Annotated in this window: 17 protein-coding genes; 16 read left to right on the plus strand and 1 reads right to left on the minus strand. The window is 44.9% G+C overall.

Annotation, left to right across the window (positions count from 1 at the left end; all coding sequences use genetic code 11):
• The first annotated feature begins 438 nt into the window (after positions 1 to 438).
• Positions 439 to 1,878: a proline--tRNA ligase gene (gene proS / locus G5B11_RS10895; RefSeq protein WP_158420106.1), complete on the plus strand. Its 1,440-nt coding sequence runs from the start codon at positions 439 to 441 to the stop codon at positions 1,876 to 1,878.
• An 8-nt stretch (positions 1,879 to 1,886) separates the two neighbouring features.
• Here the strand turns inward: proS and G5B11_RS10900 are convergent, their stop codons facing one another.
• A complete protein-coding gene (locus G5B11_RS10900; RefSeq protein ID WP_158420107.1) occupies positions 1,887 to 3,317 on the minus strand; it encodes a hypothetical protein in 1,431 nt (476 codons plus the stop codon).
• Positions 3,318 to 3,633: 316 nt separating this feature from the next.
• Between G5B11_RS10900 and G5B11_RS10905 the strand changes: the two genes are divergently transcribed.
• The 15 genes from G5B11_RS10905 to hpt all read left to right on the plus strand — a co-directional run bounded on the left by G5B11_RS10905 (position 3,634) and on the right by hpt (position 15,252).
• Complete coding sequence (locus tag G5B11_RS10905) at positions 3,634 to 4,599, plus strand: PD-(D/E)XK nuclease family transposase (protein WP_158420108.1); 966 nt, start codon at positions 3,634 to 3,636, stop codon at positions 4,597 to 4,599.
• A gap of 16 nt (positions 4,600 to 4,615) precedes the next feature.
• Positions 4,616 to 5,164, plus strand: coding sequence for a DUF4430 domain-containing protein (locus tag G5B11_RS10910; protein ID WP_244092983.1), 549 nt, complete (start codon positions 4,616 to 4,618; stop codon positions 5,162 to 5,164).
• Positions 5,165 to 5,189: 25 nt separating this feature from the next.
• A complete protein-coding gene (gene thiE / locus G5B11_RS10915) occupies positions 5,190 to 5,831 on the plus strand; it encodes a thiamine phosphate synthase (protein WP_158420110.1) in 642 nt (213 codons plus the stop codon).
• Between the two features lie 20 nt (positions 5,832 to 5,851).
• A complete protein-coding gene (locus G5B11_RS10920; RefSeq protein WP_173728174.1) occupies positions 5,852 to 6,472 on the plus strand; it encodes an HAD family hydrolase in 621 nt (206 codons plus the stop codon).
• Positions 6,469 to 7,248, plus strand: coding sequence for a bifunctional hydroxymethylpyrimidine kinase/phosphomethylpyrimidine kinase (thiD, locus tag G5B11_RS10925; RefSeq protein WP_173728176.1), 780 nt, complete (start codon positions 6,469 to 6,471; stop codon positions 7,246 to 7,248). Before G5B11_RS10920 ends, thiD begins: the two co-directional genes overlap by 4 nt.
• An 86-nt stretch (positions 7,249 to 7,334) precedes the next feature.
• Complete coding sequence (locus G5B11_RS10930) at positions 7,335 to 8,681, plus strand: CCA tRNA nucleotidyltransferase (RefSeq protein WP_173728207.1); 1,347 nt, start codon at positions 7,335 to 7,337, stop codon at positions 8,679 to 8,681.
• Positions 8,682 to 8,770: 89 nt separating this feature from the next.
• Positions 8,771 to 9,739, plus strand: coding sequence for a hypothetical protein (locus tag G5B11_RS10935; protein WP_173728179.1), 969 nt, complete (start codon positions 8,771 to 8,773; stop codon positions 9,737 to 9,739).
• A gap of 138 nt (positions 9,740 to 9,877) precedes the next feature.
• Complete coding sequence (locus G5B11_RS10940) at positions 9,878 to 10,153, plus strand: HU family DNA-binding protein (protein WP_158420116.1); 276 nt, start codon at positions 9,878 to 9,880, stop codon at positions 10,151 to 10,153.
• 5 nt (positions 10,154 to 10,158) lie between these two features.
• The gene (locus G5B11_RS10945) at positions 10,159 to 10,398 is read left to right on the plus strand and encodes an RNA-binding S4 domain-containing protein (protein WP_158420118.1); all 240 of its coding nucleotides are present in this window, start codon (positions 10,159 to 10,161) and stop codon (positions 10,396 to 10,398) included.
• A gap of 99 nt (positions 10,399 to 10,497) precedes the next feature.
• Entirely contained in the window at positions 10,498 to 10,779 is a 282-nt protein-coding gene (gene yabP, locus G5B11_RS10950) for a sporulation protein YabP (protein ID WP_244092984.1), read from the plus strand.
• 3 nt (positions 10,780 to 10,782) lie between these two features.
• Positions 10,783 to 11,295, plus strand: a complete 513-nt coding sequence (gene yabQ / locus G5B11_RS10955; protein WP_173728181.1) for a spore cortex biosynthesis protein YabQ — start codon at positions 10,783 to 10,785, stop codon at positions 11,293 to 11,295.
• Positions 11,249 to 11,563, plus strand: coding sequence for an FtsB family cell division protein (locus G5B11_RS10960; protein WP_244092985.1), 315 nt, complete (start codon positions 11,249 to 11,251; stop codon positions 11,561 to 11,563). Before yabQ ends, G5B11_RS10960 begins: the two co-directional genes overlap by 47 nt.
• A 256-nt stretch (positions 11,564 to 11,819) precedes the next feature.
• Positions 11,820 to 13,313, plus strand: coding sequence for a SpoIIE family protein phosphatase (locus G5B11_RS10965; RefSeq protein ID WP_158420122.1), 1,494 nt, complete (start codon positions 11,820 to 11,822; stop codon positions 13,311 to 13,313).
• Between the two features lie 3 nt (positions 13,314 to 13,316).
• Positions 13,317 to 14,732: a tRNA lysidine(34) synthetase TilS gene (gene tilS / locus G5B11_RS10970; RefSeq protein WP_173728183.1), complete on the plus strand. Its 1,416-nt coding sequence runs from the start codon at positions 13,317 to 13,319 to the stop codon at positions 14,730 to 14,732.
• On the plus strand, positions 14,725 to 15,252 hold the full coding sequence (gene hpt / locus G5B11_RS10975) for a hypoxanthine phosphoribosyltransferase (RefSeq protein WP_173728185.1): 528 nt from the start codon (positions 14,725 to 14,727) through the stop codon (positions 15,250 to 15,252). Before tilS ends, hpt begins: the two co-directional genes overlap by 8 nt.
• Positions 15,253 to 15,285 lie beyond the last annotated feature (33 nt).

Here is a 15,285-nt window from a genome sequence, read left to right on the forward strand (position 1 = left end):
TTAGAGTAAATTCCACCGCATAAGCGGGCGGTGGAATTTAAAGTTTCATTTTAGGCATTAGGAATAATCCTATCATCGGTCTTGACAGATGGCGGTATTTTGCATAAAATAAACAGGAAACAGGTGTTGATATAGATACAGCGCCTATATATGCAATATGACGATGAAGAGAATAGTACATGAGGAGTAATCCCAGAGAGGGCTTTTGAGCAGAGAAGGATACAGTTTCTGCAAAGGTGTGAGGAGCCTGTGCACAAGTCATGGAACCGGCCTTGGAGTCACTGTGCAACTGAAGCACAGCGCATTTCCAGCGATAAAGGGAAGATGAGAGAGCATCTTTATATGTGAGATGCTAATCAGGGTGGTACCGCCGAGCTTTTCGGTCCCTATGATATGGGATTGGAAGGTTCTTTTTTTATTTAAAAAGGAGAATGCAAAATGGCAAAAGAAAAGAAATTAGTAGAAGCCATCACATCTATGGAGGAAGATTTCGCCCAGTGGTATACAGATGTGGTGAAAAAAGCAGAGCTTTGTGGCTATACAAGTGTAAAAGGCTGCATGGCCATCAAACCGGCAGGATATGCGATCTGGGAGAATATCCAGAAGGAGCTTGACCGCAGGTTCAAAGAGACAGGCGTAGAGAATGTATACATGCCAATGTTTATCCCGGAGTCTCTTCTTGACAAAGAAAAAGACCATGTAGAAGGTTTTGCACCTGAGGTTGCATGGGTAACACACGGTGGTCTGGATCCGCTGCAGGAGCGTCTTTGCGTGCGCCCTACTTCTGAGACCCTGTTCTGTGATTTCTACCAGAAAGAGATCCAGTCCCACAGAGATCTGCCAAAGGTATATAACCAGTGGTGTTCTGTAGTGCGCTGGGAAAAGACAACCCGTCCTTTCCTCCGTTCCCGTGAGTTTTTATGGCAGGAAGGCCATACAGCACACGCTACTGCAGAAGAAGCAGAAGCAAGAACCATCCAGATGCTGAACCTGTATGCAGACTTCTGCGAAGAGGTTCTGGCTATTCCGGTTATCAAAGGCCGCAAAACAGATAAAGAGAAATTTGCAGGAGCTGAAGCTACTTATACCATTGAGTCACTGATGCATGATGGAAAAGCCCTTCAGTCCGGTACAAGCCATAACTTTGGTGATGGCTTTGCACGGGCATTCGGCATTCAGTATACAGATAAAAATAATCAGCTTCAGTATGTACATCAGACATCCTGGGGAATGACAACACGTATGATCGGTGCGCTTATCATGGTTCACGGAGATAACAGCGGACTTGTACTTCCCCCAAGGATCGCACCGGTTCAGGCTGTGATCATCCCGATCCAGCAGAGAAAAGAAGGAGTCCTTGAAAAAGCAGATGAGCTTCTGGCTGCATTAAAGGCTGCCGGCATCCGTGCAAAAGCAGATGTGACAGATAAGAGTCCTGGATTCAAATTTGCAGAGCAGGAAATGAGAGGAATCCCGGTACGTATTGAGTGTGGACCAAAGGATATTGAAAACGGACAGGCTGTAGTCTGCCGCAGAGATACAAGAGAGAAATACACAGTTAGATTTGAGGAGCTTACACAGAAAGTTAATGAGATCCTTGAAACTATGCAGAAGGATATGCTGGAGCGTGCTAGAGCACACAGAGATGCACACACATACACAGCAACCACTTATGATGAGTTCAAAGATACCATCGTGAATAAACCAGGCTTTGTAAAAGCTATGTGGTGTGGCTGTCGTGAATGTGAGGATAAGATCAAAGAAGATGTTCAGGCAACTTCAAGATGCATCCCATTTGAGCAGGAGCATCTTTCCGATACCTGTGTATGCTGCGGTAAACCGGCGAAGAAAATGGTATATTGGGGCAGAGCTTATTAATTCGTGCTTCAGGGCACATTATCAGGCATGCTTGTTACAGAGAAAGGGTTGTCAGGATTATCCTGATCAACCCTTTTTGCGTATTCAAGAAGGGCAGGATATTCTGAGCATTGTATACTGTCATTTGGATCGTATTGCACGTCTGTAGGGAAAATAGCAACATATTTTTTGTCAGAACTTAGCCCTGCGATCTGATAAGAAGGCAGTTCTGAATAGCTGTTGTCACCCCAGTCATAGGCTCGGATCGTCATAATGTGACCACCGTAGCCGCTTTCTGCTGCCTGGGGATAGTAAAAACGAATAGCGGAATCATCAATTACTTCCCATGCCCACTCCCCATTCAGATAGGCTTCAGTATTAAAATAAAGACAGAAATAGTCAGTGCCCATAAAAGCACCCCCTGCGCTGGCATTAGCATATAGTCCATCGGCGATATTGAAGCTGCCTGTCTCCATGGTAGAAGGCTCTACCTGGGTGTTACCAGAATTGCCTGTATTTTGGCCTGTCAGTGCATCAAGTTCCAGGATATTCTGCTGATAATCGGCCATATTTAAGATGAAAAGCTTCCCAGTGGCATAGGAATAATACATCTGATTATTTTTGATCACACGGCTCTCCTTATCAGGAAGGGAAGTGCTGTGGATCTCTGTTTCCAGGCCTGTGGAAAATTCGTATTTATAGGTACTGAAATCATCGTCAGTAAAAAGCAGATAATCATTCATAGGAACAATATCGTCATATTCATTAACTGAATGGGAAACAGGCAGCTGTTCAAGAGTCTGTGTGTCCAGATCATAAACAAAGATCTGATCGGTTGTAATATACATCCTGGAGCCCAAAAGCGTCATTTTTCCATCGGAAAAAGAATCTCCCAATGTTTGAGTCAAAGTACCGTCCAGGCTAGAAAAGCAAAAACGTCCCTGGCTGGTAAGATAATAAATCCCGTCTGTAGTCAGTTCATAATCTTCCACATTTTCTACAACAAGATCTTCTTCACCCCCATCCTTTGAAACCCGATAAACAGATGAACCATAAGGATAATAAATAAAGCCATCATAGATCTGGAAGCCATCATCTGCACCATCATCGCAGATCAGCTGTGAAACCTGGGTACCCTGATCCTTCTGGGCAATATCCACCCGGTTCAGTTGGGAAGTGGTTCCAAGATATAAATACTGGCCATCCTGGGCAACGGTATAGATGTTCTGATCCAGGGACAGTTCCTGTATAAGGTTGTATACATCGCCTTTTTCATCAAGAAGTCCTGTGATCAGGTGATTTTCATAGGGGATCATGATCACATCGTCCTGGATAAAAATATTCTGACCATAAATGATCCCCTGTGTATGAGACGATGCTTCTGTCTGTGCCATACACAGATTACAGGAAAACAGTGTGCCAAAACATAGAAGTATTGGAAATAAAGCTGATTTTTTCATGGATTCCCTCCTTTTTTTGTGTAAATTGTATCATGCTTTATTGGATAAAAAAAGACTTAGGATCAATATAAATAATCGGCTTGTAAAGGGAGATTGGAGAGAGGGCATTTTTGAAGCGTAAAAGCCTGGAATATGTCAAAAGCCCTTCTTCTTCCGTGGAACAGTATACGGAGAGATGACCTGTCCGGGAAATTGAAACCGGGAAATCAAATTGGACAGAAATCAAATTGAATGTTGTTACAAATGCGGACTTCGAGTATAATAATAGACAGCCGGAGAATGATTTCAAATATACTGTAGAAAGGGAATAAGGTAATTGAATACAGAGATTAGAAATTCAATTCTTACGACAGATAAAGACGCACAGTATGATGAAAGTGCGAAAAGATTACTTGGCCAGAAAGGTATTCTGGCACATATACTGGTGAAAACCGTGGAGGAATTTGGAGGAATGGATCCTATGGACGTAATTCCATATATAGAGGGAGATCCATTTATTAATACGGTTCCTGTGGATCCGGGACTTACCAATACAGAATCGGAGAGAAACGGAACACGGGTTACAGGGCTTAATTCTGAAAACCAGGAGTTACATGAGGGCTTGATTCGGTTTGACATTGTTTTTTATGTGAGGATGAAGGATGGGCTGTCACAGATGATCATTAATGTAGAAGCCCAAAAGGATGAACCGGATGGATATGATATTTTGAATCGGGCGATCTTTTATGTAAGCCGTATGATTTCCTCACAAAAGGAAAGGGATTTTGTAAATTCAAATTACAATGATATCAAGCGGGTTTATTCTATCTGGATCTGCATGAATATGTCGGAAAACAGTTTGGAACACATTCATCTGGTAAAAGAAAGTATCATAAATTCGCATGAATGGAAAGGGGAAATGGATCTGGTTAATATCGTAATGATCGGACTTTCAGAAGAACTTCCACAACGTGAAGAAAAATATGAATTACATAGATTACTGGGGACACTGTTGTCTCAAGATTTATCGGTAAGCGAAAAAATAGACATTATTGGAAATGAATATGCGATTCCAGTAGAAAAGAAATTCAGGGAGGATATAAGCATTATGTGTAATTTGAGCCAGAAAATCAAGGAGACAGGAATTGAAATTGGAATTAAGACAGGCACTGAAATGGGCAAACGGGAAATGATCATAAAGATGCACAACAAAGGTTATACGGCTGCTCAGATTGCAGACATAGCAGAGATGGAGGAAAAACAGATCAAAGATATTATAGAAAATGCAGAGATGCTTGTATAGAAGTACAGAGGATGCCATGAAGAAGCGGAGGAAAAAACAGAAAATCGTGAAAAAACAACATACATTACAAAGGTTTCAGACAGGCAGGCTGTTATTTGGCCTGCTTCTGTGCTGTTTGCTGGCAGCAGGCTGTGGCGGCAGCGACCAGGTCAAGGAAAGCCATACCTGTACCATTTCCATAGATTGCTCTTCCATCCTTGACAACCGGGATGATCTGAAGGCTGAAAAGGCGGAATTTGTGCCTTCCGATGGCTGGATCCTGGAACCTGAAGAAGTATCCTTTAAATCCGGTGATACAGCTTTTGATGTGCTGAAAAATGCATGTAATCAGGCCGGGATCCAGATGTCTTCCAGATATACCCCATTGTACGGAAGCTATTATATTGAAGGGATCAACCAGCTTTATGAATTTGACTGCGGTGCCAATTCAGGATGGATGTTCAGTGTGAACGGATGGTTTCCTAATTACGGATGCTCCGAGTATACAGTGGAGGATGGAGATAAGATCGAGTGGAAATATACCTGCGATCTGGGCTCAGATGTAGGCAACAGTTATCAGGAATAATTATAGATGATCAGGAGATAAAGACATGACTATAGGAAAAAAGGATTTATTATTATATGCGGTGACAGATCAGACCTGGACAGGGAAGCTGTCTTTGTATGAACAGGTGCAGCAGGCCATTGAAGGGGGCATCACCTGTCTTCAGTTAAGAGAGAAGAATATGTCTGAGGATAAGTTCCTTCAGGAAGCAAAAGAGATTGGTGCATTATGTAAGGAGAAGCAGATTCCTTTTATTGTGAATGATGATGTGGAGGTGGCTGTAAAAACAGGTGCAGACGGAGTTCATATCGGCCAGTCCGATATGGATGGAGCAAAGGCCAGAGCACTTCTTGGACCGGACAAGATCCTTGGAATCTCGGCCCGGACTGTAGAACAGGCTCAGAAAGCACAGGCAGATGGAGCGGATTACCTGGGGGTTGGAGCTGTATTTCATACTTCTACCAAGAAGGATGCCCATGCAGTGGACTTTCAAACCCTGAAGCAGATCTGTCAGTCTGTTTCCATTCCGGTGGTAGCGATCGGTGGAATCAGCAAAGAGAATCTTCTGCAGCTAAAGGGAAGCGGTGTATGCGGAGTGGCGCTGGTGTCTGCCGTATTTGCTGCCGAAGATATCAGAAAGGAATGCAGGGAACTGCACAGGCTTTCCAGTGAGATGGTAGAAGGATGATCCGGGGAGCGATTTTTGATATGGACGGTACCTTGCTGGATTCTATGGGGTACTGGAGGCACCTTGCAGAACAATATCTTGCAGAAAAGGGTATCCAGGCCGAAGAGGGGCTGAATGATACCCTTCTTCGCATGACTGTGCACCAGGGAGCCATTTACATAAAAGAAACCTATCAGATCCAGGAGAGCCCGGAGGCGATCATGGAGGGGATAGGAAAGCTGATGTCTGAGAATTACAGTTTACGGGTTCAGCCGAAAAAAGGAGTGGTTCCGTTTTTGAAAATGCTGCATCACAATCATATACAGATGTGTGTGGCGACGGCTACAGATGAGTATCTTGCAAAAGAAGCCTTGAAGCGAACCGGGATCTGGAAATATTTTAAAGGGATCTATACCTGTGCCGGTGTAGGTTATGATAAATCTACACCTCATATTTATGAAGCTGCACTTACATATCTTGACCTTGCTAAGGAAGAGGTACTGGTGTTTGAAGATGCCATTCATGCAGCCAGGACAGCCAGGGATGCAGGCTTTAAGGTAGTGGGAGTGTATGATGCCTGGGAGCCGGAAACAGTTAAGCTTCAGGCAATGGTTTACCGATATACAAAGGATTTTTCTGAAATGGAGGCATTAATACAATGAAAAAAGTACTGACCATTGCAGGCTCTGACTGCAGCGGCGGGGCAGGGATCCAGGCTGACCTGAAAACCATTACTGCCCATAAATTATATGGGATGAGTGTGATCACAGCACTGACAGCCCAGAATACAACCGGAGTAAAAAGCATTATGGAGGCAGAGCCAGAGTTTGTGGCAGATCAGCTGGATGCAGTTTTTACAGATATTTATCCAGATAGCGTGAAGATCGGTATGGTATTAAGCAGCCGGATCATCCGTGTGATCGCTGACAAGCTTTTGAAATATGGTGCAAAGAATATTGTAGTGGATCCGGTGATGGTTTCCACCAGCGGACACCGTCTGATGTGTGAGGAAGCCATGGATGCGGTGACGGATATACTTCTTCCTATGGGAGATGTGATCACACCCAATATTCCTGAGACCCAGGTGCTCTACGGATTTGAGATACATACAGAAGAAGATATGATCAAAGCTGCCGGAAAACTGGCAGAAAAATATAAAGGCGCTATCCTGATTAAAGGAGGTCATCTGGTAAACGATGCTACAGATCTGTTGTACCAGGATGGAAAGCTTCAATGGTTCCGTGGAAAGAGGGTGGCAAATCCTAATACTCATGGCACAGGCTGTACCCTTTCTTCAGCTATTGCCTGCAATCTGGCTCTTGGGTTTTCAGTGGAAGATAGTGTGGCAAATGCGAAAGCCTATCTTACAGGTGCGTTAGAGGCTATGCTGGATCTGGGAGCAGGCAGCGGACCTTTAAACCATGTATATGCCCTGTAAATATAAAATGATACCATGGGTAAAAGAGACCTTAGCCTCTGGCATCATAACATGAAGGAGGACTGGAAAGAAAAATGGAGAAACATATGTTTATAGAGATTCCTCCAAAAGTTGACAGAATATTAAAAACGTTGGAAAAGGCAGGGTTTGAGGCATATGCAGTAGGTGGCTGTGTCAGGGATCGGGTTCTTTCGGACACCCCGGATGACTGGGACATTACCACTTCTGCCAAGCCGGAGCAGGTAAAAAGCCTTTTTCACAGAACCATAGATACAGGCCTGCAGCATGGTACAGTTACGGTACTTCTTGACAAAGAAGGGTTTGAAGTGACCACTTATCGTGTAGACGGAGTATACGAGGACGGCAGGCACCCTAAGGATGTAACCTTTACGGCAAGCCTGGAAGAAGATCTGAAGCGAAGAGATTTTACGATCAATGCAATGGCATACAATCCGAAGCAAGGGCTGGTGGATCCTTTTGGAGGCCTTGGTGATTTGGAAAAAAAGGTGATCCGGTGTGTAGGAGATCCTAAGGAGCGCTTTAGCGAGGATGCTCTCAGGATTCTGCGGGCAGTGCGTTTTTCTGCAAAACTGGGATTTTCCATTGACCCTGCAACGGAAAATGCCCTTTCTTTGCTTGCCCCTAATCTGGAAAAGGTAAGTGCAGAGCGGATCCAGGTGGAACTTGTAAAGCTGCTGATATCTGATCATCCGGACTATCTTCGTACAGCCTGGCGGGCAGGGGTTACAAAGATATTTCTTCCTGAATTTGATACATGTATGGAAACTCAGCAGAATACACCTTATCATATGTATTCCGTTGGGGAGCACATCCTGCACAGCTTGGTAAATATCCGGCCTGACCGTGTGCTGCGGCTCACTATGTTGCTTCATGATATTGGAAAGCCTGTATGTCGGACAACCGATGAGAATGGTAGAGATCATTTTAAGGGACACGGTCCTGTGGGTGAGAAGCTGGCTGGTGAGATCTTGCGGAGGCTGAAATTTGACAATGATACCATCCGGAAGGTATGCCGTCTGATCCGGTGGCATGATCTGCGGCCGAAGGCTGAAGAAACCCAGGTGCGACGTGCAGTGAACAGTATTGGTGAGGATTTGTTTCCTTTATATTTGGAGGTGCAGCGGGCGGATATGCTGGCACAAAGTCTGTACAGGCGAGAGCAGAAGGAAGAAAGACTGGATGCTGTGGAGCAGATCTATCACAGGATCTGTGAACGGGGTGACTGCGTTTCCCTGAAGGGTCTGGACATCAGCGGCAGGGATCTGATCCAGGCAGGATTAAAAGCAGGACCATCTATAGGAAGGATCCTGGAGATTCTTTTAGACCAGGTGCTGGAAGATCCTGGGAAAAATAACAGGGAGTATCTTCTTGCCCAGGCAGAACAGTTGGCTGTTCAGAACAGTGAAGCTTAATAGGAATTACAAAGGACATAAATAATATATTCCCCTCATAAGTATAGAAAGTATCGTGGGAAAGCAAGTATGATGAGGGGGATAACAGATTGTATGATTATGGAATCGGCACTTTGGAAAAGTATGGTCTTACAGCTGAAGGAACCAGCAGGACCCGTGGAGCTGTTCTTTGCAGAACACAGAAGGGGCTATTTCTTCTAAGGGAATACTGGGGATCGGAAAAAAAACTGGCCATGCAGCAACGGCTTTTAAAAAAGCTGTCAGAGGCAGGATACAGTGTGGATCTTTACCTGGAAAACCAGGAAGGGCAGCTGATAACAAAGAATAAAGACGACATTCCATTTACCTTACAATACTGGTATGAGGGCAGAGAATGTGATACAAAGTCCAAAGCAGATATTTTGGAGAGTGTACGTATCCTGGCAGTATTACATACTCATATGTGTCTTCCGGCAGAGGGGATTTATCAGGAAAAATCTCTTAAGGATGAGTATTTACGTCATAACCAGGAGCTGCGTAAAATCCGGAAGTTTATTCGGAAGAATGGGGCAGGTAGTGCTTTTGAAAAGGAATATCTGGCTAATGTCCAGTGGTTTCTGGAAAGAGCAGAGGTAGCGCTTGGAAAGCTGCAGGACTCCGATTACGAAGCACTCCGACAGCAGACAAAGGAAGCAGGCTGGATCTGTCATGGGGAATATAATCAGCATAATGTGTTAATACTGAAAAAGGGAACAGCAGTGACCAATTTTGGTCATTTCAGGTTTGATGTCCAGATGGCAGATTTGTACCGTTTTATGAGGAAAATATTGGAAAAATATAACTGGGATCCACAGCTTGGCAAGGACATGCTGAAAGAATACGATGCTGTACGGCGGATTTCGCCTGCAGAAAGGGAGAATCTGAAGATCCGTTTTCTTTATCCGGAGAAGTACTGGAAGCTGGCAAATTACTATTTCTCCCACAATAAAGCATGGATTTCGGAGAAAAATGTGGAAAAACAACGGAAGATCATTGAGCAGAAAGAGATTTGGGCAGACTTCACCAAAAAGGCTTTTTAGGAAGCATTAAAAACAGCCCGCTAAAAGGCGAAAATTCTTGACAATGCCCAGTAAAAGGTATATATATAGAGGATAGAGCGCTGTCGCCATCGGCAGTTGCCACGAACTAGAAAGAGATCATTTAGAGGAGGAAACACCATGAATAAAACAGAATTAGTAGCAGCTATGGCGAAAGAGACAAATTTATCAAAGAAAGACGTTGAGGCTGTTCTGAAATCTTTTGTTGACGTTGTATCTGGCGAGCTGAAAAAAGGAGAGAAAGTTCAGTTAGTGGGCTTTGGTACTTTTGAAGTAAGCGAGAGAGCTGCTAGAGAGGGAAGAAATCCTCAGACTGGTGAGACAATGAAGATTGAGGCTTCCAAGGCTCCTAAGTTTAAAGCTGGAAAAGCCCTGAAGGATATGATCAACGAGTAAAGAATATGCGTCTTGATAAATTTTTGAAGGTTTCCCGTCTGATCAAGCGTCGCACTGTGGCTAATGAAGCCTGTGATGCAGGGCGTGTAATGGTGAATGACAAGCCTGCCAAAGCATCCGCACAGGTGAAAGCGGGAGATATTATAGAGATCCAGTTCGGCAGTCGTAATGTGAAGGTAGAAGTGCTGGACGTAAAAGAAACCGTTAAAAAAGAAGATGTGGAGAATCTGTACAGATACCTTTAACAGACATTTATATCGCACCCGACCGGGAAGAACCGGCCGGGTCTATTTTTTTCTGAAAAAGCATACACTGACATAAAGGATACTTTCAGGAGGGCATTTTTGGAAGGAAAAAACGAAAACATGCCTCACAAACTGACCTTTGAAAACAGAACCTCCGGAACTATAACAGGAGTCAGGGATGTGACGTCTTTTGACGAAAAGGAGATCATTTTTCTTACAACCCAGGGAAAGCTGAAATTAAAAGGGGAACAGATGCATGTGAAAAGGCTGGATCTGAAACAGGGAGAAGTGGAAGTGGAAGGAAAGCTGGAGGAAGCGGTATACCAGTCAGGAAACAGTCTGAAAAAAGAAGAACCGTTATTAAAAAGGATGTTTCGCTGATCTGTGGAAAGCTATATCCATTATGAATTCCTCCTTCTGATCCAGTCAGTGTATACCGGGGCTGCCCTTCTTTTGTGCTACAGCTGTCTATTGATCCTTCGCAGACTGCTTCCTCATTCCAGGCTGGGGGTAATGGCAGAAGACCTGATCTACTGGCTTTTTGCAGGATGCTTCCTGTCTGTCAGGCTGTATGATAAAAACCAGGGAATACTTAGGCTTTTTCTGGCTGCAGGGCTTCTTTTGGGGGCTTTTGCTGCAAAAAAGCTGATAGAACCTGTTTTTATAAGCCTTACTGTAAAGATTTTGGAATATCCGTTGAAAATTGTAAAAATCCTGATAAAGAGGTTGCTATTTTGGGCTGAAAGATGTAAAATTTCAGTATGCGAGTTTGCAAGCAGGTGGGGAAAGTGTCCCTTTCGGAAGGAATTTCACACCCATGCGAAGAAAAACGCAAAAAGGAGTTGGCAGTTTGGCAGGGTCAGGCAAAAAGAAACGAAAAAAGAAAACAGGATATAACCGTCTCGGAATGCTGACCATTGCAGTGACTGTTCTGATGCTTTTGGGGATTCTCATGATGCAGAGCCGGGATATCAGCGATAAGATTGCTGTCTATGATGCAAGGGCTGCAGCACTTGAGCAGGATCTGGAAGAGCAGAAGAGCCGTACTGAGGAGATCGATAAGTACAAGGCATATATGAAGACTGACGAGTATGCCGAGCAGGTTGCCAGAGAGCGGCTTGGTCTGGTAAAGGACAATGAGATCATTTTTGAAGAAGAAAAATAGTATTTCAGCAAGATAACAGTATTTTATCGGGAACATTTTAAAGAGAGACCATAACTGTGAAGTTACATAATAGTTATGAAAGATCGCAAAAAAGATCGCAAAAAAATCGCAAAAGAGGAAATCCTGACGAAAACTTTTTACAGGCATATGCCTGTGTTTGACAGATATTTCCCTGTTCATCCCTTATAATATCAGACTGTGAACAGTGCGGATGACCCGCACAGGCAGGAGCGTTGTTGTAAGGGGAGGGGAGAATATGCAGGAATGGATGATTGCCATGCTCGCACTCAGCATTATGCTGATTGTCCGGGACATGGCAAAAACTATCTTGTCAGGGAAAGGGAGGCGTATGGAGGAAGCATTTCCCCTGTACGAAAGCCATCCTCAGAAAGAAAAAGTAGAGAAATATGCAGAATCCTTTCAGAAGCTGGCAGACACCTTTTACGGGATGCCATACAGGAAGGATTATTTAAGCTCTGGGCAGGTAGAGCAGATTCTGAAGGACACAGGAGAGAATGTGTGTACCAGATGTTATCAGCAGGAGCTTTGCTGGAGGGAGAACCAGCAGCAGATGTGTACCTGGGCCGGGGAACTGATCCGTGCTGTGGAAGAAGGAGATCCTCAGAAGCTTCAGTCTGCAAAGACTCAGTGGATGAGTGTGTGCGGACGTTTTACCCAGTATTATGACCGGCTTTTGGAGAATTTTCAGCGAGAGAAGCAGCGCTTGATCTGGGACAACCAGATGATCGAAGGGCGGCTGGCAGTTGCACAGCAGCTTGCTGAGATTTCAAGGCTTATGGAGATGGTAGCCAGAGATTTGTATGATATCAGCCAGCCGGATCCTGATTTTCTTGAGAGTCTGACACGCAGCCTTAAGAAAAGACACATTGTTCTGAAAACAGCTTGGGTAATGGACAAAGCAGAAGGCAGAAGGCAGATCTTTCTCACTATGCGTGCAAGGAGCGGACAATGCATCTCCGTATCAGAGGTTTCCCAGATCCTCTCCGGAGAGTATGGCACGCCTATGACGGCTGCAGGTGATGGAAGGCGGGTGTTGAACGGAGAATTTCATACAGTCCGCTTTACGGAGGATGTAAGCTATCAGATGCTTTATGGGGTGGCACGGCTGACCAAGGAACAGGAAAAGGTTTCCGGGGATAATTATGCATGCCGGCAGGAGGAAGAGGGCAGATTTGTGATGTGTCTTTCTGATGGCATGGGCTCCGGGGCAGAGGCCTGCAGGGAAAGCGAGATCGTAGTGGAACTATTGGAACAGTTTCTGGAATCCGGCTTTTCCCAGGAGACAGCAGCTAGGATGGTGAATACAGCTCTTGTTCTGAAGGGGCAGGAAGGTATGTTTTCTACAGTGGATATTTGTGCGGTGGATCTTTATACAGGGATCTGTGATTTCCTGAAAGCAGGAGCAGCAGCTACCTTTATCAAACGGGATCACTGGGTAGAGGCTATTTCTTCTGAGAGTCTGGCAGCAGGTCTGATGCAGCAGCCGGATTTTGAAACATCTTCACGAAAGCTATATCATGGGGATTATGTGATCATGATGACAGACGGGGTTCTGGATGCGCTTCCTGTGGAGCGGGAAGAGGAGACTATGAAGGAGATTATCATGGATGTGCATGAGGAGGCACCTAAGGATATCAGCAGAGGAATCCTAGAGCGTGTGTTGGGATACAGTGATTATTGTGCAAAAGATGATATGACAGTCCTGGTAGCAGGAATGTGGAGAAAATAAATTATGTACTACAGAAAAGTAAAGGCTTACATAGAAGAATTTGAGATGATCCGTGAAGGGGATCAGGTGATCGCAGGAGTTTCCGGAGGAGGGGATTCCATGGCTATGTTGTCCTGTTTGAGGCAGTACCGGGAAGAGATGGATTTTTCCCTGAAAGTGGTACACGTGCATCACGGGATCCGGGGAGAGGAGGCAGACAGGGATGCTGCTCTTGTAAAGCAGGTGTGCAGTGACTGGCAGATTCCCTGCCAGATCCTCCGCTATGATGTACCGGATCTTGCGAAAGGATGGAAAGTGGGTACGGAAGAGGCCGGACGAAGGGTGCGACAGGAGGCTTTTACACTGGCTTCAAAGGGATGTACCGCCAGAGTCAGGATCGCACTGGCACACAATCAGGACGATCTTGCAGAGACTGTTGTTCACAATCTGTGCAGAGGTACAGGAATCAGGGGACTATCGGCCATGCGTCCGGTATCGGATCCGATCATCCGACCTGTACTGTGTCTTAAGAAGCAGCAGATCCTGGAATATCTTAAGGGGGCTGGGATTCTTTATGGGCAGGACAGTACCAACTTGTCTGAAGAATATACAAGGAACCGGATCCGTCACAGGATCCTTCCTCTTTTACAGGAGCAGATCAATCCGAAGGCTTCTGCCCATATGGCAGAAACAGCACAGCTTCTGGCTGCAGCAGGAGATTATCTGTTTGCACAGGGAGAATGTTTGCTGAAACAGTATGCCAGCTTCAAAGAAGGGGCATATTATCTGCAGGAAGACTTTTTTCGACAGGAAAGTGCATTGGTTCCCTATGGGCTTTTAACTGCTTTTTACCAGGTGAGCGGCAGACAACAGGATTTTACATCTTTACATGTGAAGGATATACAGAAGCTGGTCAGCAGACAGGTAGGCCGTCAGGTACAGCTTCCCTATGGCATGCGGGCAGTACGTACTTATCAAGGGATTTCTCTTTTACCTGGCTCACAGCATGAGGATGGGAAACAGACGGAAGAACAGCTGGAAGAATATAGGAAGGGTTGGGTTATCCCCATACCCGGCAGTGTAAAGTGTCCGCTGGGAATGGTTTCTGCCAGAGTTTTTTCTTATGAAGGTCAGAAGATTGAAGAAAATAAGTATACGAAATGGCTGGATTATGATACAATATATAGTAGTCTGTCTGTGCGCACCAGGAGTCCGGGGGATTACCTGGTGATCGATCAGAAAGGAAACAGGAAAAAACTGAACCGCTGTTTTATTGACGATAAGATACCCAGGGAGAAACGGGAACAGCTTCCCCTGATCGCAGCCGGTGAGGAAATCCTGTGGATCATAGGCGGAAGGATCAGTGAAAAACATAAGATTACCCAGACTACTGTCAGGGTAATAGAATTACAATACCAAGGAGGAACCATCCATGAGTGAGAAGATCAGAGTATTAATTAATGAAGAAAAGGTTGATGCACGTATCCGTGAGATTGCAGCCAAGATCAGCAAGGAGTATGAAGGCAGGGAGATCCATATGATCTGCGTGCTGAAAGGCGGAGTATTCTTTATGTGTGAGCTGGCAAAGCGGATCACTGTGCCTGTAACTCTTGATTTTATGTCTGTATCCAGCTATGGGGATGACACCAAATCCAGTGGTGTGGTAAAGATTGTCAAGGATCTGGATCAGCCCCTGGAAGGCAAGGACGTGCTGGTTGTAGAGGATATTATCGATTCAGGCAGGACTTTAAGCTATTTGATGAAGGTGTTAAAGGCAAGAAAGCCTAACAGTATCCATTTGTGTACACTTCTGGACAAGCCGGACAGGAGGGTGGTACAGGATGTTCAGGTTGACCATTGCTGCTTTGAGATTCCCGATGAATTTGTAGTAGGTTATGGACTGGATTATGCCCAGAGATACAGAAACCTTCCGTATATCGGAGTGGTAGAATTTGAATAAGACAGAAGTGACCATGAAAGGAGAACTAGTTAA

Origin of the sequence: Blautia glucerasea (assembly GCF_013304385.1) — a bacterium.
GTDB classification, from domain to species: Bacteria; Bacillota; Clostridia; order Lachnospirales; family Lachnospiraceae; genus Blautia_A; species Blautia_A ammoniilytica.

Excerpts from the sequence above, each read along its gene's own strand:
- G5B11_RS10930 (WP_173728207.1), top strand. The coding sequence starts at position 7,335 with ATGTTTATAGAGATTCCTCCAAAAGTTGACAGAATATTAAAAACGTTG.
- thiE (WP_158420110.1), top strand. The coding sequence starts at position 5,190 with ATGACTATAGGAAAAAAGGATTTATTATTATATGCGGTGACAGATCAG.
- G5B11_RS10965 (WP_158420122.1), top strand. The coding sequence starts at position 11,820 with ATGCAGGAATGGATGATTGCCATGCTCGCACTCAGCATTATGCTGATT.
- thiD (WP_173728176.1), top strand. The coding sequence starts at position 6,469 with ATGAAAAAAGTACTGACCATTGCAGGCTCTGACTGCAGCGGCGGGGCA.
- tilS (WP_173728183.1), top strand. The coding sequence starts at position 13,317 with ATGTACTACAGAAAAGTAAAGGCTTACATAGAAGAATTTGAGATGATC.
- G5B11_RS10940 (WP_158420116.1), top strand. The coding sequence starts at position 9,878 with ATGAATAAAACAGAATTAGTAGCAGCTATGGCGAAAGAGACAAATTTA.
- G5B11_RS10945 (WP_158420118.1), top strand. The coding sequence starts at position 10,159 with ATGCGTCTTGATAAATTTTTGAAGGTTTCCCGTCTGATCAAGCGTCGC.
- G5B11_RS10900 (WP_158420107.1), bottom strand. The coding sequence starts at position 3,317 with ATGAAAAAATCAGCTTTATTTCCAATACTTCTATGTTTTGGCACACTG.
- G5B11_RS10910 (WP_244092983.1), top strand. The coding sequence starts at position 4,616 with ATGAAGAAGCGGAGGAAAAAACAGAAAATCGTGAAAAAACAACATACA.
- hpt (WP_173728185.1), top strand. The coding sequence starts at position 14,725 with ATGAGTGAGAAGATCAGAGTATTAATTAATGAAGAAAAGGTTGATGCA.
- G5B11_RS10920 (WP_173728174.1), top strand. The coding sequence starts at position 5,852 with ATGGACGGTACCTTGCTGGATTCTATGGGGTACTGGAGGCACCTTGCA.
- proS (WP_158420106.1), top strand. The coding sequence starts at position 439 with ATGGCAAAAGAAAAGAAATTAGTAGAAGCCATCACATCTATGGAGGAA.